This window comes from Gemmatimonas sp. (genome assembly GCF_021298855.1).
Classification (GTDB): domain Bacteria; phylum Gemmatimonadota; class Gemmatimonadetes; order Gemmatimonadales; family Gemmatimonadaceae; genus Gemmatimonas.
Genome location: NZ_JAJTHI010000062.1, coordinates 1 through 23,058, shown reverse-complemented (window position 1 = coordinate 23,058; position 23,058 = coordinate 1). Strand labels below are relative to the sequence as shown.

The 23,058-nt window shown below is 69.2% G+C and carries 15 protein-coding genes and 1 pseudogene; 9 read left to right on the top strand and 7 right to left on the bottom strand.

Annotated elements, in window-relative coordinates; genetic code table 11:
• Positions 1-1,964: pseudogene (locus LW840_RS15625) on the bottom strand (glycosyl hydrolase); the annotation flags it as partial.
• Positions 1,965-2,185: 221 nt separating this feature from the next.
• Here LW840_RS15625 and LW840_RS15620 point away from each other — a divergent pair.
• Positions 2,186-3,607 carry a transglycosylase SLT domain-containing protein gene (locus LW840_RS15620; protein ID WP_291277323.1) on the top strand — a complete coding sequence of 474 codons (1,422 nt, stop codon included), beginning with the start codon at positions 2,186-2,188 and terminating at the stop codon, positions 3,605-3,607.
• On the opposite strand, the gene LW840_RS15615 is transcribed toward LW840_RS15620, so the two are convergent.
• Positions 3,572-5,281, bottom strand: a complete 1,710-nt coding sequence (locus LW840_RS15615; protein WP_291270041.1) for an amidohydrolase — start codon at positions 5,279-5,281, stop codon at positions 3,572-3,574. The genes LW840_RS15620 and LW840_RS15615 overlap by 36 nt on opposite strands.
• Before the next feature lie 63 nt (positions 5,282-5,344).
• Here LW840_RS15615 and LW840_RS15610 point away from each other — a divergent pair, with 63 nt between their 5' ends.
• Positions 5,345-5,641, top strand: coding sequence for an antibiotic biosynthesis monooxygenase (locus LW840_RS15610; RefSeq protein WP_291260842.1), 297 nt, complete (start codon positions 5,345-5,347; stop codon positions 5,639-5,641).
• Between the two features lie 141 nt (positions 5,642-5,782).
• Positions 5,783-7,696: an amidase family protein gene (locus tag LW840_RS15605; RefSeq protein ID WP_291277322.1), complete on the top strand. Its 1,914-nt coding sequence runs from the start codon at positions 5,783-5,785 to the stop codon at positions 7,694-7,696.
• 65 nt (positions 7,697-7,761) lie between these two features.
• Here LW840_RS15605 and LW840_RS15600 read toward each other — a convergent pair whose 3' ends face one another.
• From LW840_RS15600 to LW840_RS15585, 4 genes are all read right to left on the bottom strand, one after another.
• Positions 7,762-8,979, bottom strand: a complete 1,218-nt coding sequence (locus LW840_RS15600) for an aminotransferase class I/II-fold pyridoxal phosphate-dependent enzyme (RefSeq protein WP_291266982.1) — start codon at positions 8,977-8,979, stop codon at positions 7,762-7,764.
• Between the two features lie 139 nt (positions 8,980-9,118).
• A complete protein-coding gene (locus tag LW840_RS15595; protein WP_291270044.1) occupies positions 9,119-11,383 on the bottom strand; it encodes a hypothetical protein in 2,265 nt (754 codons plus the stop codon).
• 54 nt (positions 11,384-11,437) lie between these two features.
• Positions 11,438-13,417, bottom strand: a complete 1,980-nt coding sequence (locus tag LW840_RS15590; protein WP_291267042.1) for an ABC-F family ATP-binding cassette domain-containing protein — start codon at positions 13,415-13,417, stop codon at positions 11,438-11,440.
• A gap of 1 nt (position 13,418) precedes the next feature.
• Positions 13,419-14,765, bottom strand: a complete 1,347-nt coding sequence (locus LW840_RS15585) for a 1-acyl-sn-glycerol-3-phosphate acyltransferase (protein ID WP_291277321.1) — start codon at positions 14,763-14,765, stop codon at positions 13,419-13,421.
• A 171-nt stretch (positions 14,766-14,936) separates the two neighbouring features.
• Here LW840_RS15585 and LW840_RS15580 point away from each other — a divergent pair, with 171 nt between their 5' ends.
• From LW840_RS15580 to LW840_RS15560, 5 genes are all read left to right on the top strand, one after another.
• On the top strand, positions 14,937-15,497 hold the full coding sequence (locus LW840_RS15580; RefSeq protein ID WP_291267040.1) for an RNA polymerase sigma factor: 561 nt from the start codon (positions 14,937-14,939) through the stop codon (positions 15,495-15,497).
• Positions 15,494-16,135: a hypothetical protein gene (locus LW840_RS15575; protein ID WP_291267039.1), complete on the top strand. Its 642-nt coding sequence runs from the start codon at positions 15,494-15,496 to the stop codon at positions 16,133-16,135. The genes LW840_RS15580 and LW840_RS15575 overlap by 4 nt, the downstream gene beginning before the upstream one ends.
• A gap of 56 nt (positions 16,136-16,191) precedes the next feature.
• Complete coding sequence (locus LW840_RS15570) at positions 16,192-16,704, top strand: DinB family protein (RefSeq protein ID WP_291267038.1); 513 nt, start codon at positions 16,192-16,194, stop codon at positions 16,702-16,704.
• 37 nt (positions 16,705-16,741) lie between these two features.
• Positions 16,742-17,605 (top strand): aldo/keto reductase, encoded by an 864-nt coding sequence (locus LW840_RS15565; protein ID WP_291267037.1) that lies wholly within the window; start codon positions 16,742-16,744, stop codon positions 17,603-17,605.
• Between the two features lie 89 nt (positions 17,606-17,694).
• On the top strand, positions 17,695-19,290 hold the full coding sequence (locus tag LW840_RS15560) for a family 16 glycoside hydrolase (RefSeq protein ID WP_291277320.1): 1,596 nt from the start codon (positions 17,695-17,697) through the stop codon (positions 19,288-19,290).
• Between the two features lie 204 nt (positions 19,291-19,494).
• Here the strand turns inward: LW840_RS15560 and LW840_RS15555 are convergent, their stop codons facing one another.
• Positions 19,495-19,854, bottom strand: a complete 360-nt coding sequence (locus tag LW840_RS15555) for an ArsC/Spx/MgsR family protein (protein ID WP_291260910.1) — start codon at positions 19,852-19,854, stop codon at positions 19,495-19,497.
• A gap of 140 nt (positions 19,855-19,994) precedes the next feature.
• Here LW840_RS15555 and LW840_RS15550 point away from each other — a divergent pair, with 140 nt between their 5' ends.
• On the top strand, positions 19,995-22,877 hold the full coding sequence (locus LW840_RS15550; protein ID WP_291277319.1) for a pitrilysin family protein: 2,883 nt from the start codon (positions 19,995-19,997) through the stop codon (positions 22,875-22,877).
• Positions 22,878-23,058: the final 181 nt, after the last annotated feature.

The following is a 23,058-nucleotide window of genomic DNA, read 5'->3' as shown; positions in this document are numbered from 1 at the left end:
GTGATCTTCGTCCACGTCACGCCATAGTCCGTGGTCTTGTACAGGTACGGCGTGAAGTCGTCCATCTGGTACCGGTTCCCCGCCACATACGCCGTGCCCGGCGCATGCTGCCCCGCCTCGATGATGCTCCAGCGCATCCACTCGGGGAGCCCCTTGGGGGTCACGTTCTTCCACGTGAGGCCGTTGTCGCGCGACACGTGGATGAGCCCATCGTCACTGCCCGTCCAGATGAGCCCCTTCACCAGCTTCGACTCGGCCAGCGTGAACACGGTGCCGTAGTACTCCACGCTCGTCTGGTCCTTCGTGATCGGACCGCCCGACGGACCCAGCGTGCGCGGATCGTTGCGCGTGAGGTCCTTCGAAATGGGCGTCCACGTCATGCCGCGATCGCGCGAACGGAACACCACGTTGCTGCCCACATAAATGGTGTTCGGATCGTGCGGCGAGTGCACGATGGGATATGTCCACTGGAAGCGATACTTGCTGTCCTTCGCGTCGTGCCCCATGGGATTGAGCGGCCACGGGTCGAGTGACAGACTCTTGCCGGTCCGACGGTTCAGCATGTCCATGCTGCCACCGTAGTTGGCGCCGTACGTGATGTCGGGGTCGCGCGGGTCGCTGCTGATGTACCCGCTCTCCCCACCGGCCACGCTGTAGAAGGTGCTGAAGGGGCTCGCCGGCTGGGCCGGCGCCGCACCGCCGCCCATCATCTGCGCCATCATGGCCTCACGCCCGCCCAGCGCCGCCGCGCGCACCGGCCCGCAGCTGGAACCGGCGTCCTGCTTGGCGCCGCACACATGGTACGGGAAGTGATTGGTGAGATGCACGTGGTAGTACTGCCCGGTGGGCGCCGCCACGCGCGTGCTCGTCTTGCCGCCATCCTTGGTCACGATCAGCCCGTTGTCGTGCGCCACCGCCACCCGCAGCGGATCGGTCGGGTCGATCCAGATGTCGTGGTTGTCGCCGCCGCCGAAGCCACGACGGAACGTCTTGCCGCCGTCCTTCGAGATGAGCGGGCTCACCTGCGGACCGTACACGGTATTCGTGTCCTTGGGATCGGCGTACAGCTTGCTGTAGTACCACGCGCGCTGCCGCAGATTGCGATCGCCCGTCATAAACGTCCACGTGGCCCCCGCATCATCGCTGCGATACACGCCGCCGTTGGGCTCGTGCTCCACGATCGCCCACAGACGGCTCGGCTTGGCCGGGCTCACGGTAATGCCGATGGCCCCCAGCGGCCCGCTCTGCGGCAACCCCGGGTTGCGCGTGATCTCGGTCCACGTGTCACCACCATCGGTGGTCTTGAAGATGCCGCTCCCCATGCCGCCGCTCACCAGCTGCCACGGCTTGCGACCAGCCTGCCAGAAGCTCACGTACATGATCCTGGGGTTGCTGGGATCCAGGATCATGTCCGCCACGCCGGTGCTGTCGTTGCGGAAGAGAATGTTCTTCCACGTCTTGCCGCCGTCGGTGGTGCGGTACACGCCGCGTTCCTTGTTCGGGCCGAACACATGCCCCAGCGCGCCCACGTACACGATGTCCGGATTCGTCGGATGAATGCGCACGCGGGCGATGTACTGCGTTTCCTTGAGCCCCATGTACTGCCACGTCTTGCCGGCGTCGCTGCTCTTCCACACGCCGTCGCCGTGGCTCACGTTGCCGCGAATGGGCGTTTCGCCACCGCCCACCCACACCACGTCGGGGTTGCTCTGCTGCACATCGATACTGCCGATGGTGCCGCCGAAGTACGCGTCGGTCACCGGGAACACCGTCTTGCCGCCGTCAGTGGTCTTCCACACCCCACCACCGGTGGTGCCCATGTAGTACTCGTCGGGGCGCGCGGTGCTGCCGGCCACGGCGGTCATGCGCCCGGCCTGGTTGGGGCCAAGGTTGCGCCACTTCACGTCGAACGACGTGTCGGCATTGGCGGCGGGGCGGCCCGCGCCGCCCTGAGCGTTCGCCACCGAACCAATAAGACCAAGGGCGATCACGGCCACGTGGGCCGCCTGCCTGCTGCAGGAAGAGTTTCGCACGAGAGGACAGGAAAAGGGATGGGAGGTGGATCTCCCCCTACGCAACCACCGGCGCGAAACGTTGGCAAGCACCAGCCGGGAGGAGCGACCGGAGTGCGCGAACAGAACGTACGCTTGCTGTCGCCGCCATGCGGTGCGAAGCTCTCCGGCGCATGGCTGCCGAACTCCACGTGCTCCTCCCGGGGGACGCGACCCCGCGGCGCTTCATCACGCTCGTGCGCATCGGGCGCGCCGTAGACAATGACCTCGTCATCGATGACGAGGTCGTCAGTGCGCACCATCTGGAACTCCGGCCGTCCGATACCGGCTGGCAGCTGGTCGATCTCGGCAGCACCAACGGCACCTTCGTGGGCGGACGGCCCATTGAAACCGCGCCGGTCGCCAGCGCCATGACCGTTCGGCTTGGCGCGTCGGGGCCACTGGTGCGGTTGTCCCTCCCCGCGGCCCATGCACCGGTACGCACCCGGCAGATCGGTATCGCCCCGGCCATCGATCGCCTGTTTGCCGCCGAAAATCCGCCGGACATGTCGCCGCACACGCAGGCCATGCGCGCCGCTGTGCAGGAACGCCGCCAGCAGGAGGCCACCACCTGGATGGCCAGAATCCGGCGCTACCGCGTGGGGGTCGCCGTACTGGCCGTGGTCGCCACCGGCGCCGGTGTCGTGGCCACGGTGCAGGCTCGTCGCGTCGCGGAGCTACGCCAAACGGCCGCGGCCGTCTTTGGCACCATCAAGGAGCTGGAGCTCGACATTCGCCGGCTCGAGAGCACCAGTGGCCCCAATCCGGCGCTGGCCGAAAAGCGGGCGCGCCTCGAAAAGCAGTACGAGGGGCTTATCAAGACGCTCGGCGTCTACAGCGACCGCACGCCGCTCGAGGAACGGCTCATCTATCGCACCATTCACGCGCTGGGAGAGTCGGAAGCGAATGTCCCGAAGGGGTTCGTGCGCGAGGTGCGCGCGCGCATCGCCGCCTGGAAGGCGGTGGATCTCGAGACGGGCTTTGCCCGTGCCGAGTCGCAGCGCCTGGTGGCCACCATCACCCCCATCCTGCGTCGTCATCATCTGCCGCGGGAGTTCCTGCTGCTCGCACTGCAGGAGAGCAAGTTCGACCCGCGCGCCGTTGGCCCGTCCACCAATTCGGGTATTCCCAAGGGACTGTGGCAGCTCACCCCGCACATGGCGGAAACGTACACGCTGCGCCTCGGCCCCCTGCGCGGTGAACGGGCCTACGATCCGGCCGACGAACGCCACGATGTGACCCGCGCCAGCGAAGCCGCCGCCGGTTATCTGGAAGACCTGTATACCACCGACGCCAAGCTGTCGGGGCTACTCGTGGTGGCGTCCTACAACATGGGCGAAACCCGCATGCGTCGCATCATTCGCTCCATGCCCGACTCTCCCGCCGACCGGAACCTCTGGAAGCTGCTGGAGCGACACCGCGCGGAGATTCCCGCCGAGACCTACGAGTACATGTTTCGCGTCCTGTCGGCGGCCGTGATTGCCGCGAACCCGCAAGCGTTCGGCTTCGACCTCGCGCCGCTATTGCCGATCGAGGAGCGCGCCGGCGGGTTGTGAGGCGGTGTAGGTCTCACGCCCTCCCACCACGGTCCGTTCCACCCGCACGCGCAGCAGCTGCTCCGGTGGCACCGTGAACAAGTCCTCGCTCAGCACCACGAAGTCGGCCAGCATCCCCGCGCGCAGCGTGCCCGTCTCCTGCTCCATGAAGGCGGCGTAGGCGGCATCGCGCGTGTAGTGCCGCAGCGCCGCCTCCACGCTGATACGCCCGGCAGGGTACCAGCCACCCTTGGGAGTGCCCTCGGGCGTCATGCGCGTCACCGCCGTGTAGATGCCGCGAATCACGTCCATGGGAAACACCGGGTAGTCGCTCCCGAACGCCTGCACCGCCCCCGCGTCGTCGAACTGCTTGAAGTTGTTGCTCAACGCCGCGCGTACGGGCCCCAGCAGCGGCGCGTAGTTGGTGAGGGTGGTGACGTCGGGGGTCGCGAAGATGGCCTGCGTGCTGGCAATCACCCCGAGCTGCCGGAACCGTGGCAGGTCGCGCGGATGGGGCACCTCCACATGCTCCACCCGATGACGGCTGTCGCGTGCCCCGTTCACGCGCCGCGCGTGGGCATACGCATCGAGGGCCATGCGCACCGCCCGGTCGCCAATGGCGTGCAGCTCCACCTGCAGCCCGGCGCTGTCGTAGCGGGCCACCCCGCGGTTGAGGGAGGCGGCCGGCCAGAACGGGAGCCCCGTGGCATCGGTGTTCGCATACGGTTCCAGCATGGCGGCCGTCTGCGCGTCCACCGTGCCGTCCAGCATCCCCTTGGCAATGCCGTAGCGCAGCCACGGCCCGCGGAACTGCTGCGCCAGCTGCACGTAGCGCGCGAGCTGCGCGCGCGTGGCGTTGGGGACAAAGGGCACCGACACATACCAGCGCAGCTGCATCGTGTCTGCCTGCGCCGCCGCGGCCAGCACCTCGAAGACCGCACCACTGGGCGCGCGACGCGACGCCTCCTGTACCATGGTGATGCCGTGGCTCGCGGCCGCCTGCGTCTCCTCGTGAATGCGGCGCGCGATATCGGCGCGGCCTGGTGGCGGGATGAGGCGCGACACCAGCCCGCTCGCACTCTCCTTGAGCAGGCCGGTGGGCACCCCACCTGGGCCGCGTTCGATGACGCCCTGGGCGGGGTCCTTCGTGGCCGCGGTGACCCTCGCCATTCGCAGCGCCACACTGTTGGCCAGCGCCTGATGCCCGTCGCGATCGATGATGAACACGGGGCGGTCGGGAAACGCCGCATCGAGGTACTGCTTGTGCGCCGCGTTCTGCGGGAAGTCGCTGGGGGTCCAGCCGCGCCCCTCCACCCAGGCGCCGCGCGGAAGCCGTGCGGCCCAGCGCTCGAGCCGGCGCACGATCTCGCGCACGCTCCGCGCCCCCACGAGATCGGCGCGCGATTGCGTGGGCAGATGCCAATGCGCGTCGATGAACCCCGGCACGACACGCTTGCCGCCCAAATCCACGACCCGCGTGCTCGCCCCTGCCAGCGCGCGAACCCGTTCGTCGCTCCCCACCGCCAGCAGTCTCCCCTCGCGCACCGCCAGCGCCTCGGCGGCCGGCGCGGCCGAATCGCCCGTCCAGATGCGGGCGTTCACGTAGATCGCATCGGCCACGGGCGCCGCTTGGGCGGCGAGCAGCCGAGGAGGGAGCAGGAGGCAGGCGGCAGGAAGCAGGGTGCAGAGGCGCATACCGCCAATATGCGCCCGCGTGGTGCGGCGCGTAGCTTCCCCGGACCCCTCATCCCGCACCGCATGCTCATCGTCCAGGTTTTCGTGCACGTGAAGCCCGAGTACGTGGAGGCCTTCACGGCGGCCACGCTCGACAACGCCACCCACAGCATCCGGGAACCTGGCGTGGCCCGCTTCGACGTCCTGCAGCAACAGGACGACCCCACCCGCTTCACGCTCATCGAGGCGTACCGCACCGACGACGCCCCCGCCGCGCACAAGGCCACGGCGCACTACGCCCGCTGGCGCGATGCCGTGGAGCCCATGATGGCCGAGCCGCGCAGCAACGTGAAGTACACCGACGTGCACGTCCCGGACTGACGCAACGGCTCGTCGGAGACACGGAGCAGCGGAGGCACGGAGAACGACTTTCAGTTGCGTTCCCTGTTCTCCGCGCCCTCCGATCCTCCGCGAACTCTGCGAGAGCTGTTCACCCCACTCGCCGCCCGCGCGGCTCCATCGATGCGCAAAGGAACGACCTCACTCTGTCGCGCGCTCCTCGGCGTTGCAGCCTCCGCCAGTCTCGCCGCGGCGCAACCCACGGCCCGCGTCGAAGTCACCGAAGCCACCGTGGCCGACCTGCAGGAGGCCATGACGCGCGGCCGTGCCACGAGCGTGAGCATTACGCGAGCCTACCTTGCCCGCATTGCCGCCTACGATCACGCCGGGCCGCAGCTCAACGCGATCATCCGTGTGAACCCGCGCGCACTGCAGGACGCCGCGGCGCGCGACGCGGAGCGCAAGGCAGGCAAGGTGCGCGGCCCCCTGCACGGCATCCCCGTGCTGGTGAAGGACAACTTCGACACGGGTGACATGCCCACCACCGCCGGCTCGCTCGCGCTGGCCAACAGTCAGCCGGCGCGCGATGCCGACGTGGTGCGTCGCCTGCGTGAAGCGGGCGCGGTGCTCATCGCGAAGGCCAATATGCACGAACTCGCCGCCGGCATCACCAGCGTGAGTGCCTTCGGCGGGCAGACGCGCAACCCGTATGATCTCTTGCGCTGCCCGGGCGGCTCGAGTGGTGGCACCGGTGCGGCCGTGGCCGCGAGTTACGCGGCGATTGGCTGGGGATCGGATACGTGCGGCAGCATCCGCATTCCGAGTGCCTTCGGCAGCTTGTTCGGACTCCGTCCCTCCACGGGCGTAGTGAGCCGCACTGGCATCGTGCCGCTGTCGCACACACAGGACACCGGCGGGCCACTCGCGCGTACCGTGGCGGACCTCGCCATCGCCATGGATCTCACCGCCGGATACGACAGCGCGGACGTGGCGACCAGGCCGATGCAGACGCGTGAACCCATGCGCTTCCAGGCAGCGCTCGATGTGAACGCCCTCAAGGGGGCGCGCATCGGCGTGTTCGCGCCGTACTTCCGCGACACCGATCCGGAAATTGCCGACACCGTGCGCGCCGCCATCGAGGTGATGAAGCAGCGTGGCGCCACCGTGGTGGAGGTAGCCGTCGCCGATTTCGATTCGCTCATCGTGCGCACGAGTGCGAACGAGTTCAAGTACGACTTCATCGCGTACATGAAGACGGTGCCCAACGCGCCGGTGAAGTCGCTGCGGGAGATTCTCGACCGAGGGCTGTACGACAAGTTCCAGGAGCCGCGCTATATCGCCGCCGACACCGTATCGGGGCCCGACACCAAGGAGCATCAGGAGGTCATGGCCCGGCAGGCGGTGCTGCGCGCCCGCATCGAGGCACTGTTCGACAGTCTGCAGCTCGACGCGATGGTGTACCCCACGATACGTCAGCGTCCGGTGCTGATCGGTGAGGCACAGCCGGGCAGCACCTGCCAGGTCGCGGCGCAGTCGGGGCTGCCCGCCGTCAGCATGCCGGCCGGTTTCCTGCACGATGGTCTGCCCGTGGGCATCGAACTGCTCGGCAAGCGGTTCACCGACGTGCGGCTGGTGGCGCTCGCGTCCTCGTTCGAGGCCGCCGCGCCCCGCCGTCGGGCGCCCACCACGACGCCGGCACTCGTCGCCGGCCGTGCGCCGCGTCCCACGGTGAAGACGCTCACCGTGACCGACGCCGGCACGGTGGTGCAGGCGCGCGTGGAACTCGACGCCGTGCGTAACGAACTACGCTGGCAGGCCCGCGTGGTCGCGGGTGCGCCCAACGTATCGGCACTCGTCTTCCGCCGCCGCGGAGGCCGGGTATTCACGTCGGTGGCCACCGCCACGGTGCCGGCGCAGCGCGTCGTCGTGCCCGACAGCGCGCAGCGCGTCGTGGCGCGACTGCTCGGGCCGGAGATGCGTACGGCCTCGGGCACCCTCACGCTCACCCACGCGGACCGATCCGCGCTGGCAGCGGGGACATTCACGCTGGCGCTGTACACGGCGAAGAACCGGCAGACCGAAATCACGGTGCGGTGACATCGGCGGCGTCAGACCCGAGCGGTGAGCATCGGAGGTGAGGGGTGAGAATGAGAGGTGAGATCTCAGAGCGACGCCTTGTACGCCGCCGCAAACTTCCCCACATCCGATTCGCGCATCGCGCAGATCCCCACGCGCAGCCCTTCCGGCAGCGGAATCACGAACACGTGGTGCGTCTGCATGCGCTCGCACGTGGCGAACGGATCCGCGCCCCCGTCGAGCGTCACGAAGAAGCCACCGTCGTAGGCGCATCCCGGCAACCCTTCCGCCTTGAGCGCGGCATCCAGTGCCGTGGCCCGGCGGGCCAGCAGGGTGCGCCACGCCGCGTGCTCCGTTTCGAGCGCCGCCTGCAGCGCCGAGTCCTTGCTGATGCGATTGAGCACGCTCATGGGCGCGCGCGCGCAGTTGCTCCAGGTGCCCCGGCAGCTCGTGATGAGCGCGCCGTGCAGCGCCGCATCGGTCGTCCACGGAAACACCAGCGCGCCCGCGCGCGCACCGTACAGCGTGTACGCCTTGCTCAGGCTCAGGCACGCGCCCACCAGCACGTTCCCCTCGGCCCCGAAGGCGGCGTAGTCGTCGAGTGCGTCGCGCACCTGCTGCGGGTCGCGCGCGTAGTCGAGGTACGCGAGGTCGAGAATGAGCGAGACCGGCCCCTGGCTCGACACGTCACGCAGCATCTCCAGCAGCGCCAGGCGATCGGCCCGGCTGAAGCTGCGCCCCGTGGGGTTGTGGCACGGGTCGTTGAGCCAGAGCACGAGGCGCCCCTGGGCATCGAGCGTGTCGCGGCACGCCGCCTCCCACATGCCAATGTCGATGCCCGTCGTCACGTCGGGATACGGCACTGTGTGGAGCGGCATGCCTACCTCGGCGGCGAGCGTGCTGTACGGCCCCCAGTAGGGCGCAGCGGTGAGCACCGTGTTGCCGCGATCCAGCAGGTTCTTGAGCGTGAGCGCCAGGGCGCCCGACCCACCGGGCGTGGCCACCCCCACCCCGATGCTCGTGAGCGTTGGCCAGTGCCGCTGCACGAGGTTCAGCAGATACGTGGGGTCACCGCCAATGGGCGCGTAGGGCGCCACCTCGGCGCTCGCCAGCTGCTTCCACTGCGCCATGACCGTGTCCAGCACCACGAGTTTTCCCGCATCGTCATACAGCGCGCCAATGGTGGCGTTGATGACCGCGGCCCCCTCAGCGGCCCGCTTCTGCGCGCGACCGTTGAGGGTGAAGATCAGGTCGTCGCCGGCAAAATCACGGCGCGTGGGCAGGAGATGAGCAGTAGCGTCCATGCCGAAAATCTAGCCCCAGCTCTGACCCCAGCTCTGACCCCAGCTCTGACCCCAGCTCTGACCCCAGCTCCGACCCCGGCCCCGACCCCAGCTCCGACCCCGGCCCCGACCCCACCTCCGACCCCGACCCCAGCCCCGACTACCACTGCTGCCCGAAGCCGAGCAGCAGCGTCCACGCCGCAGCCTGGTCCACCGGGCGCGTGACCCCCGCGAACAGACCGTTCCCGAAGAACCGGAACCCCGCGGTCACACTGGCCCGGATCCGCTCCGTGGGACGCGCCACCGGCGCCCGCGACGCCAGCAGCCGCGGATCGTAGAAGCGATCGAGGCGGTTGATGGCCTCGCGCGCCGCGGTGGTCGGGGCGTCCGCCCACCCGCTCTGAACGCCAACGCTGAACCCCGGCGCAATCGCCGGCAGAAACAGCGTCTTCACGCGAATCGGATTGCGCAGGAAGGGGCTGGTGTATTGCAGCGACCCGCGCAGCGCCGCGGCCCGCGACCCGGCAAACTCCTTGTCGGCGTACGATGGCAGGTTCTGGAAACGCCCCAGCTCGAACAGCTGCTGCGGCGGGATCCGCGCCCCGGTCACGACCCCCACGTCACCCCGCCCCAGCAGAATGAACGGACCAAGCGGACGCCGCCCGCTGATGCGCAGCTCGGTGCGCTGGTACGACAGCGTACCATCACCGCGCTCGTAGTACAGCCGCCCCCCCAGCCCCGGCTTCACGAACTCGGCGGCCACATCCGGGTGCCACTCGATCGTGGCCGCACTCCTCAGGTAGCCGCCTTCGTCCACCCCCTGATTCTGCCGGAACGACTCCCCGCCAAACGGGCCACGCACGTACTGGCTGGGGCGCCACCGGTCATCAGCGTACCCCACATCCCCGCGCAGCAACCACCGGCGCGCCCCGATGCGTCGCAGCGCGGAGACCGCCGCGAAGTTGCGCGACACGTAGTCGTACGAATCGAGCGAGGCGAGCACCGCCGACGAGTTGCCGGAGTCGAAGGGCGCGCGGAAATCGTTGGTGATATCCATCGAGCGGCCACCACGCAGCTCCCACGTCCACGGACCGCGCGTACGCTCCACGCTGACCCGTCCCCGCACGGTCTGCTCGGCCCACGCGTACCCCGCGTTGCCGCGCACCACCACGCCCGGCGCCAGATCACGCAGCGCCACCTTGCCGCCGACCCCCGTAAAGAGCCCTTCCACGCGATTGAAGTGGATCACGTCGGCGGCGCGCTGGGGTGTGAGGTCGAAGCGCGGGGCCCCGGTAGGACGCCAGCGATCGGGCGCGATGTCCTGAAAGTCATCGGCGTGCATTCCCTCGGTGATCACGCCCAACCCGTTGCGCCACGACCCGAAACGGGTGAGGGAATCGGCCGGAGCATAGAACACCGGGCGCCGCGCCAGCGCCCGCAGCGAGTCCGCCGTGGCCAGCGTCTCCGCCGAGAGCGTCGTGTCGTTCACTTCCATATCGGCGAAGCGCGACACGATGCGGACGATGGCCCGCTGGTCCCCGAGCACGGGCAGGCTGGCCTGCAGTTCAATGCGCTGTTTCGCCGGCAGCCAGTATTGTCCCAGGCGCTCGCCATTCTCGTACTCCACGAACGCCACGGCGTCGGCCAGCGTGCGCGCCAGCACCGAGCGGCGCGTGCCCGTGCGCACGAAGTAGCCGCGCAATCGCACCAGCGTGCCGCGCGACGCGTCGAGATCCATCTCGCCGTCGAAGAGCACCACCTTGTCGGTGATCCCCTCCCGCGGCTGTACGCGCACGTGGGCGATGGGAATGCGGCGATCTCCCGCCTGCATCACGACGACCGTGTCACCACCGCTGTAGTCGTAGTAGCGATCGCGATCGGTGGCCAGCGGATGCACCGCCGGCAGCGTGTCGGTGCCGTCACGCCCACGCGACACGGCCGCGGCCTGCCCACGTGACTCGGAGGAGCGCGGCCGCACCCGCAGCCGATTGCCGTAGAGCGAGGGGTTCAGCCACCCGGTCTGGAACAGCGACAGCATGGAGACGTTCGCCCCCAGCTGCTGCGATCGGTAGCCGACCACCCGCTGATCGTAGGCCCCGGTACGGTTCCACTTGAGGCGACTCGCCACCTGCTCGATGGCGGCCACCGCCTCCGTGCCTTCCTCGCGGCGCAGCAGGATGGCGATCTCCGTCTCCACCGCCGCCCTGTACGAGATCAGGTCGGCGGGAAGCCGGTTGTTCCGGCTTGCCTCGTCGAGCAGCTGCCGCAGCGCCGGCGGCAGCGGCGGCGCCCCGGGTGCTGCCTGCGCGGACACCACGGCCGGCGTGACGACCATGACCAGCAGGGCACCGACCCGCGCGCCAAGCGAAAAGACCCGCGCGGCCAGGATCCGGGCGGCGCCACCGACAGTTCGTGAATGAGGCATACGGCACGTCGTACGCCAGAGGCCGGTCCGAAGTTGCAACGCCCGCCTGTCCGGCTACGCCCCGTGCTGGCGCAGCATCGCCACATACTCCTCGGCGGTCCCCCAGTCGTGCATGGCATCCTCCAGGGCGTCGCGGGCTTCGTCGAGCGACTTGCCCATGGCGGCCGCCTTCTTCACCCCGGCCGGCGTGTCGTACAGCGACGCATCGTCCAGCTGCGCGGTGAGCTCGGCGATCTTGCCTTCCAGCACACTCACCCGCAGCTCCGCATCGGCCAGCGCCTTCTCGGCGGCCCGCCGCAACTTCTTCGGGTCACCCCCGGCCGCCTTCTCCCGCTCGCGCTGGTCGCGTTCCCGGTCGCGCTGCTTCACCGCGCGCTCCGCCTCCCGGCGATCATCCGCGCGTGCCTGCTTCGCCTCCTGCTGCAGGCGCTCGGCGCGCATCGCCTCCCATTCCACGAAGGGGCCGGGAAAGATCTGCAGCTGGCCCTGACGCAGCTCCCACACCTGGGTGGCCAGTCCGCGCAGCACGGCCCGGTCGTGGCTCACGATGAGCACACTCCCGTCGTACTCCTCGACGGCGTCTTCGAGCACTTCGATGCTTTCCACGTCGAGGTGATTGGTGGGCTCGTCGAGGATGAGCAGGTTGTTCGTGCTGAGCGTGAGCAGCGCCATGGCCACGCGCGCGCGTTCGCCGCCTGACAGCGTACCGATCGTGCGCTGCACCTCATCACCACTGAAGCCGAACCGCCCCAGGTGCCCCTGCACCTGACGACGCTCCCAGAGGGGCCGCTCGTTGGCAATGGCGTCGTAGATGGTGCGGTCGAGGGGGAGATGCCCCACGTCCTGCCGGTAGTACGCCACGGAGGTGCTGGGGCCCACCTTCACCTCACCGGCCAGCGGCGGCATCTCGCCCAGCAGCGTCTTGATGAGCGTGCTCTTGCCGGCGCCGTTGGGGCCCACCAGCGCCACGACCTCGTTGCGCTCCAGCACCACCGCCACGTCGCGTACGAGGGCCCGTGGGCCATCGGCCGTGGGGACGCCAACGGTCACGTCCTTGGCTTCGATCACCCGGTCGCCGCTGCGTGTGCCGGCGTCGAGGCGCAGGGCCATCACGCCGTCGGCGCCAATGGGCGCGGAAAGGCGGGGCATGCGGGCCAGCAGCTTGCGGCGCCCCTTGGCCTGGCGCGTGTTCTGCCCTGCCAGATTGCGGGCGATGTAGTCCATCTCCGACGCGATCTTGTTCTGCTGCTTGTCGAACTGTCGCTGCTGGGCCAGTCGCCGCTCCTCGCGCTGCTGCACGAAGCTTTCGTAGCCGCCCGTGTACGCGAAGGCCGTGCCCCCCTCGAAGTGCAGCACATGATCGGCAATCGCGTTGAGGAACGCGCGATCGTGACTGATGCACAGCACCGTCTTCTCGGTGCTCGCCAGATACCCCTCCAGCCACGCCGTCGTATCGAGGTCGAGGTGGTTGGTGGGTTCGTCGAGGATGTACAGGTCGGCGGGCGTGGCCAGCTGCCGCGCCAGCGCCACACGCCCTCGTTCGCCGCCGCTCAGGGTGCCGATGCGCGTGGTGCGCGCCATCTGGGGATCGAAGGCCACGCCCATGAGAATCGCGTCCACCTTCGACGCCATTTCGTAGCCCCCCTCGCGCTCGAACCGTTCGAGGTCGCGGCCGTACTTCTCCATGGCCGCCTCGCTATGGTCGTGCTCGAGATTGGCGGCCTGGTGGGCCAGGGCGTGCTCGAGCGCACGCAGGTCACCAAAGGCATCCGCCACGATGTCCCACAGGCTCTGGTCGCTGGGAAAGCGGCGATGCTGATCCATGAGCGCCACGCGCAGCCCCGGCGTGCGCGCCACACTGCCCCGCGTGGGCTGCAGGTCCCCGGTCATGAGGCGCACGAGGGTGGATTTGCCGGTCCCGTTACGCCCCACCACCGCCCACCGCTCACCCGCGGCCACCGTGAAGGAGATGTCGCGGAAGATTTCCGAGGCGCCGAATTCGACACCGACGTTACCGAGGGAGATGAGCGTCATGCTACAGAGTAATCGCCCACCCGCGGATCACCGCCGCCGCCGCCCGCAGACGCTCGCACTCCGGTGGGCTCCATTCATGAATCCGTTTCACGAAGCGCCAGGCACCAAGCCGGTCACGCCAGCCCAGGGCGAAGTCGCCGAAACGCGGGAGCGTGACCAACAGCAGCACGGCCCAGAGCGGCGACCAGCCGGCAACCGCCAGCCCCACGGCGGCCAGCAGGGCCACCACGAGCCACCAGAGCAGGACGAGGTACAGCCCGGGCACGAAGCAACCGGCCACCAGATCCACCCGCGCCTTGGCCCGCCGGGCGGAGAGCGCGTGCACGAGCGGCAACACGGGCGCATGGACGGCCCAGCCGATGGCGGCGACCGGTACCGCCAACCCGAGGGCAATGCTCGGCACCGGCGCGCCAGCCGGGTGCACGCCGAGCGCATGGAGCAGCCGGGCATGGTCCACGGCCGACGTGCCAATGCCGCCAGCCCGCTCAACGGCGGCCGCGAGGGCGTGGGCGGCGGTTCGGATGTGAACCGCCAGGGGGCTGGGACCATCGCCATGGGCATCGGCGGCCATCGCCGAGGCGGCGGGTACCAGACCAGGCGCCGCGCCCAAGGGGTCGCGCGGAGCACGAAGGGCGGCCGCCGCCGCCACGATTTCGTCGCGGGTGGCGCCCTCCTCCCAGCTCTCCGCGTTGCGGGTGACCGCACGGATGCTCTCCCCCAGCCGCTCGGTCAGCGCACTGGGCCCCCGTTGGTCGGCTGGCTGACTCGCCAACCACGCGCGCACCCCCCACGGGGTGCCAAGCACCGTCAGCAGGTCGCTGCGCCAGCGGCGCGGCGCCTCGTACTGATGGCCGAACGGCACAATGGTGACATCATTTTCCGCAGCAGCATCGAGATGGTCCAGCACCATCTTCGCGACACCTGTGCGCAGACGGCCAATCTGTGGCACGTCATGCACGCCGCCTTCGGGAAACACTTCCACCACCTCGCCCGCGGCCAACGCGGCCAGCACGGCGTCGGTCGCCGCCTGGTTCACCGCCGCCAGGTCCACCCCCTCGGCCTTCATTTTCCGCGCGTCGCGCACGCGCGCCACCGGAATCACCGCCATCGCCTCGTACATCGCCTTCGCCATGGCGTTGCTGGTCACCGACACCGTGGCGATGTAGCGCGGGTGGCGCGGCGACAAGTACAGCCCCGCGATGACATCGGGGAGGTCGTTCGGGTGATTACCGGCCAGCAGCACCGGACCACTGAGCGGCACGGCACCGTACCCCACCACCCGGTGCTCGCGGTAGAACCAGCGCAGGCAGCGCCCCGACACCCAGTAGACGACCCGACGGAAGAGCATGCGGGCAGCATACACACCCACCCCCAGCGACGCCATGTGGTGCTCCCGGCCTGCACCACACGCGCACCCGACAGCTGGAGAAACCGGCAACCCGTGCTGCCCCCGGCGTGACGAAGTTCCGGGTGCACGGCGCCCCCTGTGACGTTTCCCCCGTTCCCCGGGTTACTGGCTGTGCACCCACCACACACCGACCACCCCGCCGCCATCGACGCCGCACTGGTCCGCCAGGTGCTGAGCGGACGCGCCGAGGCGTTCGCGGCGCTCGTGGACCGGCATCACGCGCGCTGTCTCCGGCTGGCCACGCACCTGCTGGCCGACTCCGACGACGCAGAGGACGTGGTGCAGGAGGTGTTCGTGCGCGCCTACCGGCATCTGGGCAACTACCGGGAGCGCGACAAGTTCGGCGCCTGGCTCACGCGCATCCTGGTGAACCAATGCCGCACGCGGGCCAGTCGGAACGCGCGCTACGTGGCGCTCGACCCCGCCGTACACACCGCCGAGCTGGTGGTAAGCGCCGACGACGACGCTTTCGCGCGCCGCGCCGAGCTGGCCCGCGCGATGCAACAGCTGGTGCCCGAGCAGCGCGAAGCCCTCGTGCTGCGCTTCAGCGACGAACTGAGCTACGACGAAATGGCGACGATCACCGGCGTGGGCGTCTCTGCCCTCAAGATGCGCGTGCAGCGCGCCTGTGCCCGTCTCCGAACCCTGCTGACGGAGCGTACTCCCACATGATGTCCGGTCACTTCGCCCCCGAGCACGACCCCGTGGGGACTGGCCCCCTCCCCGGGTGGATGGGCGATGCGCTGCGGGCGCCGGTGGCCTCGCGCCCCGAAGCCCGCGCGCGCATCATGGCGCAGGTGCGGGCGCTCCCGGCGCCGCGCCGGCTCTCCGTGCCGCTGGGCCAGCAGGCGTCGCGCTGGCGCCGCCGTGGTTCACTCAGCGGACTGGGGGGGGCGCTGCTCGCCGCGCTGCTCACGATTGCCGTTGGCGTGCGACAGGGTGACCGTCATGCGCTGGCGCAGCGCGTCCACCCCACCGCGATCATCGTGGGCGACAGTGCCGTACCCGTGCGCGGGGCCGACTCGCTCGCGGCCATCGTGGGCGGTCGCCTGCTCGACACCATGAAGGTGGTGGACTACGTGGTGCGGGGCGCCAACGTGCAGCGCGCACACGTGCAGCACGCCGTGCGGGACCCGCGCGCCAAGGACGCACACCCGGTCCCCTTCCACCCCACCCGGCTCACCCGCGTCTCCGCCAACGAATGGCGCGTCCGGGCGCTATTGCCGCGCGATGCGGTGGCGGTATCGTTCAGCGTCAACGACCTCACGCTCGATCCCGTGCCGGTGCGTACGGGGAGTGCCACGCTCTAGTTGGCATTCCCGGCGGCTGGCGGGGCACGACGCGCTCCCCGCCGACCGCCGCTCGCATGGCCAGCGTCTCGCCTTCGTTCGACCCCATCCGTTTCCTGCGCAGCGAACTCCGTCGTTCGCTTCACGGACCCGCCTGGCACGGCCCGGCACTGCTCGAGGCGCTGCGTCACACGACGTACGACGAGGCCATCGTGCACCCCGTTGGCGAGGCGCACGGGGTGGCCGAGATCGCCGTGCACTGCGCCGCCTGGCTCGAAGAAGTGGCGCGGCGACTTGATGGCAGTGCCCCCCTCATGCCCGCGCGCGGCGATTGGTGCGTGGCCAGCAGCTTCAGCCGCGCCGACTGGGAACAGGCCCTGCGGGATGTGGAAGCCGCCGGCAACGCACTCGATGCGCACCTGGCCGCCTTGCCCCCCGAACGCCTGCTGGCCATCTGCGGCGAGAACGATACGCACGACGCCCCACTCGGCAGTGGCGTGCGCTTTGCTTCCATGATCAACGGCGTGATCCAGCACAACGTGTATCACGCCGGACAAGTGGTCATGCTCACCAAGGCGCTGCGCGACTAGCGCCCTGCTCTCTCACACTCCCCTCCCTCTCGCACACATGCTTTCCCCCATCGTGGCCGGCGTCTGGCGCATGGCCTCCTGGAACTGGTCACCGCCGGAACGGCTGCGCTGGATCGAGCAGTGTCTCGAGCTTGGTGTCACCAGCTTCGACCACGCCGACATCTATGGCGGGTACGCCGTCGAAGCGCTGTTCGGCGACGCGCTGGCACTCTCGCCGGCGCTTCGGCAACGGATGCAACTGGTCACCAAGTGCGGCATCCAGCTGCGCGACGCCGCGCGCCCCGCCACCCGCATCAAGCACTACGACACGTCGGCGCGGCACATCGTGCGCAGCGTGGAGCAGAGTCTCGTGCTGCTGCGCACCGACACCATCGACCTCCTGCTGCTGCATCGCCCCGATCCGCTCATGGACGCCGACGAGGTGGCCTCGGCCTTCGAGCAGCTGCGCACCCAGGGCAAGGTGCAGGCGTTCGGGGTGTCCAACTACACGCCGGCACAGTACGAGCTGCTGCAGGCGCGCACCCCGCTGGCAACCAATCAGGTGGAGTGCCATCCGCTGCACCGGGCTCCCCTCTTCGACGGCACCTTCGACCAGGCGCAGCGGCTGCGCGCGCGTCCCATGATCTGGTCACCGCTGGGCGGGGGGGCGCTGTTCACGAGCAACGCCGAGGAGGCGATGCGTGTGCGCGGCGTACTCACGAGCATCGGCGCACAGTACGGCGTATCCGCCGCCACCATCGCCTTCGCCTGGCTGCTGCGTCTCCCCTGTCACCCCCACCCCATTACCGGCTCACGCCGCATCGAGGCGATGGCAGAAGCCGTGGCCGCCACGCGCATCTCCCTCGACGTGCAGGAATGGACGGAGATCCTCGTGGCGGCCACCGGCGCGGACGTGCCATGAGCAACCGCGAGCGGGCCGCTGCAGGCAGGAAGCGGGGAGCAGGGAGCGGGACGGCACACGATGTGTGCTCCCTGGCGCTGCTCTGCACCGTGGCTCTGGCGCCCGCCGGCGCTCAGCAGGCCCCCCTTGGTGGATGGCCGCAGCATTCGCGCGCGCGCCCCGCCCCGCCGGTGGTGACGCCGGGGCCGTACGTGCAGGCACTGCCGCCAAAGGACGCGGTCGTTCTGTTCGACGGCAGCACGCTCGATCGGTTCATGATGAGCGACAGCAGCCGCGCGACGTGGCGCATTGCCGACGGCGCGCTGGAGGTGGTGCCGGGCACCGGCACCCTCATGACCCGCGAGGCCTTCGGTGATGTGCAGCTGCACATCGAGTGGATGGCTCCCAACCCGCCGCGCGGCCGAGATCAGGATCGCGGCAACAGCGGCGTGTTCTTCGGCGGCGGCCGCTACGAAGTGCAGGTCCTCGATTCGTATCGCAACGCCACCTACCCCGACGGGCAGGCGGCGGCGCTGTATGGGCAGTTTCCGCCGCTCGTGAACGCGAGTCGCCCACCGGGCGAGTGGCAGACGTACGACATCACCTATCGTCGCCCGCGCTTCGCCCGGGGCGGCGCGCTGCTGTCGCCGGCCACCCTCACGGTGGTGCACAACGGCGTGCTCGTACAGGACCATCGCGCGCTCGTTGGCCCCACCACCAACGGGACGCGTGCGCCGTACGAACGGCACGAGGATCGCCTGCCGCTCATGCTGCAGGACCACGACCATCCGGTGCGCTTCCGCAACATCTGGCTGCGCCACCTCGAACCGCTCGCCGACGAGACGGTGCAGTACCGCATGCCGCAGGGGGATGTTTTTCGCGCCTTGCCCACCACGCCGGCCATCACGGCGGCGCAGGCGGCCCTTGGCAACGACTGGGGAAACACCGACAAGGTCATCGCACTCGGGGTGGCCCAGTCCGGCGCCCGGCAGTTCCGCGAGGCCATTGCCACCTTCACCCGCGGCCTGCAGAACCTTTCGGCAACGCAGCGACCCAAGGAGGCCGCCATGCTGCTGCGTTGGCGAGGACACCGGTACCTGTCGGTGCGGGAGTTCGTGCGCGCCAACGCCGATCTCACCCGCGCCCTGCAGCTCGACGGCACCAACTACGGCGCGCTCTTCCATTTGGGCGTGCTGCGCTTCCGCGAAGGGCGTCATACCGACGCCGCCGCGCTCTTCGCGCGCGCCCAACCCCTCGCGCCCGATGGCGGCGAACGCGCCGGCAGCACCGACTGGTTGTACATGTCGCTCGCCCGGGCCGGCCGACTCGACGAGGCGAACGCGATGCTCGCGAGGCGCATCGATCAGCAGCCCGATGCCAGGCCCGCGCCGCCAGGCTACGCGTACCTGTCGCGCCTCAGGCTGTATCGCGGGGAAATCACGCCGGAACAGCTCATCACGGACAACGAGTCCGACGAGGTGAACCTGTCCACGCTCGCCTACGGCGTGGGCAACTGGTATTTCGTGCAGGGCGACACCGCGAACGCACGCCGCGCGTGGGAACGGGCCGTCAGCAGTGGCGGCTGGCCCGGCTTCGGCTTCAACGTGGCCGAGGCGGAGTTGAATCGGCTGGATGGCGCGATGCGCGCGGGGGCGGGGTCGCGGGGTCGGCGAACCGCAGACGGCAGACGGCAGGAACTACAGTAAGCAGACGGGAGGAGTGCGGTACAACAATACGGGGGCGGCCGCTTTGCGGCGCCCCCGATTTCCTTGGCGGGTGGGATATCGGCGGGAGCGCGCAGCGCGTGCCGCCGAGTGGTTTTTCCGCACCCCTGCCGTCTGCGCCCTGTCGTTCCTGCCGACTGCCGTCTGCTGTTGTTTCACCCACCTCCGCCAGCACCCACACGCCCATCACCCCAGCCACTCCTTGAACAGCTTCTCGTCCACCCCCACGCACAGCTTGTTCTGCAGGCGCACCAGGGGCTGCTTCAGCAAATACGGTTCCTCGGCCAGGATACTCAGCCACTTCTCCTCGCCGTAAAGCGCCGTCCGCAGCCCCAGGTCGGCGAACCGCTTCGACTCCCGGTCGAGGATGGCCTCCACGCCGAACTTCTGCGCGAACCGCTTCAGCTCCCCCAGCGACGCCGCACGCTCGGCCAGATCCACGAAGTGGGTCTTCACCCGGCGCTCGGCGAAGAAGCGCAGCGCCTTCCGGGTGTCGGCGCTCTTCTTTGTCCCAAAGATCTGGACCTGCAGGTCGGCTGGCGGCATAGGCACCACAACAAGGAATGGACGCGGCGACACATACGCCGCCATGGCACCCATGAAACATGGGGTTTCCCCCGGACGTATCAACTCAGTGCCCAGCTTGCCGTCCGGGCCCCTCACCATCCCTTGTCCCCTTCCAGCCAATGCCGTCCTTTCTGTCCCGCTCGTCCTTCCGTGTCCGATGGATCGCCCCGGCCGCGGGAACGCTGGCCACCTCGCTGGCGCTGGCCACCGCGGCCACCGCGCAACAGCCCGCCCCAGCCGCCGGCAGCGCCCGCCCGGTGGCGGCCGCCGCGGCGCGCAGCGCGCCGGAGAAGGTGACCACCGTGGAGGGGATTACCGAGTACCGCCTGGCCAACGGCCTCAAGGTGCTGCTCTTCCCCGACCCGTCGCGCCCCACCGTGACCGTGAACATCACGTACCTCGTGGGGTCACGCCACGAAGGCTACGGTGAGACGGGCATGGCGCACCTGCTCGAACATCTCGTGTTCAAGGGGAGCACGCGCCACAAGGACATTCCCAAGGAGCTGAGCGAGCGCGGCGCGCGCCCCAACGGCACCACGTGGTACGATCGCACCAACTACTTCGAGACGGTGGCGGCCACCGACGACAACCTCGCCTGGGCGCTCGATCTCGAAGCCGACCGCATGGTGAACTCGTTCATCGCCAAGAAGGACCTCGACAGCGAGTTCAGCGTGGTGCGCAACGAATTCGAGATCGGCGAGAACAGCCCGGGGCGCGTCCTGCTCGAGCGCATCATGAGCACCGCGTTCCTCTGGCACAACTACGGCAAGAGCACCATTGGCGCCCGCAGCGACGTGGAAGGCGTGCCCATTGAGCGGCTCAAGGCGTTCTACCAGAAGTACTACCAGCCCGACAACGCCGTGCTCGTGGTCGCCGGCAAATTCGACGAGGCGAAGACGCTGCGCCTCATCCAGCAGAAGTTCGGTACCATTCCCAAGCCGGTGCGCTCGCTCGCCAAGGGCAACCTGCTCTACCCCACCTACACGCGTGAGCCCGTGCAGGACGGCGAGCGGCTGGTGACGCTCAAGCGCGTGGGCGACGAACAGCTGGTGGGCGTGGCGTACCACGTGCCGGCGCTGGCGCACGCCGACAATCCCGCCGTGCAGGTGCTGGCGGGCGTGCTGGGTGAGCGGCCCAACGGCCGCCTGTACAAGGCGCTCGTGGAGAGCAAGCTGGCCGCCGGGGCGAGTGCCTTCACCTTCGACCTCAAGGAGCCGGGGCTGCTGCTCGGCCAGGCCAACCTGCGCGTCGAGCAGAATCTCGACACCGCGCGCGCGGTCATGCTGCGCACCATCGACGAGGTGGTGACCAACGCCCCGACCGATGACGAAGTGAACCGCGTGAAGGCGGCGCTGCTCAAGCAGGTGGAGCAGCTGCTCGCCGATCCCGACCAGGTGGGGCTCACGCTCACCGAGTACGAGGCGTCGGGCGACTGGCGTCTCTTCTTCCTCACGCGTGACCGCATCGAGAAGGTCACCGCCGCCGACGTGCAGCGCGTGGCCAAGGCCTACCTCAAGCCGGACAACCGCACCGTGGGGCTGTTCGTGCCCACCAAGGCCCCCGATCGCGCCGAGATTCCCGAAGCACTGAATGCCTCGGAGCTCATGGCGGGGTACAAGGGGCGGGCAGCCGTGGCGGCCGGCGAAACGTTCGACGCCACGCCGGCCAACCTCGACAAGCGTACGCGTCGCGTGAAGCTCCCCAACGGCATGTGGCTGACGCTGCTCCCCAAGAGCACGCGCGGGGCCAACATCTACGGCGATCTCGTCCTGCGCCATGGCGCGCTCGAGTCCCTGCAGAACCGCGCCGTGGCGGGGCAGCTGGTGGGGGCCATGTACAACCGCGGCACCACGCTGCGCTCACGCCTGGCCATCAAGGACACGCTCGACAAGCTCAAGGCCACCGTAACCCTTGGCAACACCGGCAGCAGCAGCACCGCCAGTCTGCAGGTCAAGCGCGAGCAGCTCGCGCCCACGCTGCGGCTGGTGGCCGAAATGCTGCAGAAGCCGGCGTTCGACAGCACCGAGTTCGAGCAGTTGCGCACGCAGCAGCTGGCCGCCATCGAGGCCGGCAAGAGCGAGCCGCAGGCCATTGCCGTGACCGCCTTCCAGCGTCGGTTGCGCACGCTTCCCAAGGGGCACCCGGAGTACACGCCCACCATCGAGGAGTCGATCGAGGCGCTCAAGAGCGTCACGCGCGCCGACCTCGTGAAGTACCACGCCGACTTCGCCGGTGCACAGGCCGGTGACCTCGCCCTGGTGGGTGACTTCGACCCGGACAGCGTAATCACGCTGGCGCGCGAGCTGTTCGGCACGTGGACCGCCAAGTCCCCGTGGAAGCCACTGCCGCGTCAGTTCGCCGCCACCGACAGCGCCACGCAGGTCTTCGAAACGCCCGACAAGCAGAACGCCATGTTCGTGGCCGGGCAGACGTTCCCGCTCAGCGACACTGATCCGGACTACGCCGCCATGACCATCGGGGCGCAGATCATGGGCGGCGGGTTCCTCAAGAGCCGCATGGCCGATCGCATGCGCCAGAAGGACGGCGTGAGCTACGCCGTGGGGTCGCAGTTCTCGGCGCGCCCGATGGACAGGGAGGCGTTCGCCCTCACGTTCGCGCTCTATGCGCCGCAGAACGTGGACAAGGTGGTGACCGGCTTCAGGGAAGAACTCGCCAAGCTGATCGCCGAGGGCGTGACGCAGGAGGAGCTCGACCAGGCGCGGCAGGGGTGGCTGCGCGAGCAGCAGCAGCAGTTCGCCAACGACAACGAAGTGGCCAGCACGCTCGTGGTGCACCGCCGCTGGGAGCGCAGCTACACCACGTACGAGGCGAAGCTGGCCGAGCAGATCGGCAAGCTCAGCGTGGCCGACGTGAACGCCGCGCTGCGCAAGTATCTCGACCCCGCCAAGACCTTCATCGTGCGCGCGGGAGATTTCGAGGGCGCGAAGAAGAAGAAGGCGGAAGAAGAGGCGAAGAAGAAGGAGGCGGCGAAGAAGGGGTGACGACGTGGGTGACGGCGGCAACTGCTGACGACGTTTGCCAGCAGACGGCAGACGGCAGGAACCACAGCACGCAGTGAGCAGGAATTCGGAAGAACAACACGGGAGCCAGCGCTGCGCGCGGCTCCCGATATCCACCCGCCAAGGAAATCGGGCGCCCCGCGAAGCGGTGGCGCCCGTTTTT

What these genes read in the sequence shown, in the direction of transcription:
- LW840_RS15595 (WP_291270044.1), bottom strand. Translation starts at nt 11,383, where the DNA reads ATGCCTCATTCACGAACTGTCGGTGGCGCCGCCCGGATCCTGGCCGCG.
- LW840_RS15565 (WP_291267037.1), top strand. Translation starts at nt 16,742, where the DNA reads ATGCTTTCCCCCATCGTGGCCGGCGTCTGGCGCATGGCCTCCTGGAAC.
- LW840_RS15620 (WP_291277323.1), top strand. Translation starts at nt 2,186, where the DNA reads ATGGCTGCCGAACTCCACGTGCTCCTCCCGGGGGACGCGACCCCGCGG.
- LW840_RS15570 (WP_291267038.1), top strand. Translation starts at nt 16,192, where the DNA reads ATGGCCAGCGTCTCGCCTTCGTTCGACCCCATCCGTTTCCTGCGCAGC.
- LW840_RS15600 (WP_291266982.1), bottom strand. Translation starts at nt 8,979, where the DNA reads ATGGACGCTACTGCTCATCTCCTGCCCACGCGCCGTGATTTTGCCGGC.
- LW840_RS15555 (WP_291260910.1), bottom strand. Translation starts at nt 19,854, where the DNA reads ATGCCGCCAGCCGACCTGCAGGTCCAGATCTTTGGGACAAAGAAGAGC.
- LW840_RS15605 (WP_291277322.1), top strand. Translation starts at nt 5,783, where the DNA reads ATGCGCAAAGGAACGACCTCACTCTGTCGCGCGCTCCTCGGCGTTGCA.
- LW840_RS15575 (WP_291267039.1), top strand. Translation starts at nt 15,494, where the DNA reads ATGATGTCCGGTCACTTCGCCCCCGAGCACGACCCCGTGGGGACTGGC.
- LW840_RS15585 (WP_291277321.1), bottom strand. Translation starts at nt 14,765, where the DNA reads ATGCTCTTCCGTCGGGTCGTCTACTGGGTGTCGGGGCGCTGCCTGCGC.
- LW840_RS15610 (WP_291260842.1), top strand. Translation starts at nt 5,345, where the DNA reads ATGCTCATCGTCCAGGTTTTCGTGCACGTGAAGCCCGAGTACGTGGAG.
- LW840_RS15590 (WP_291267042.1), bottom strand. Translation starts at nt 13,417, where the DNA reads ATGACGCTCATCTCCCTCGGTAACGTCGGTGTCGAATTCGGCGCCTCG.
- LW840_RS15550 (WP_291277319.1), top strand. Translation starts at nt 19,995, where the DNA reads ATGCCGTCCTTTCTGTCCCGCTCGTCCTTCCGTGTCCGATGGATCGCC.
- LW840_RS15615 (WP_291270041.1), bottom strand. Translation starts at nt 5,281, where the DNA reads ATGCGCCTCTGCACCCTGCTTCCTGCCGCCTGCCTCCTGCTCCCTCCT.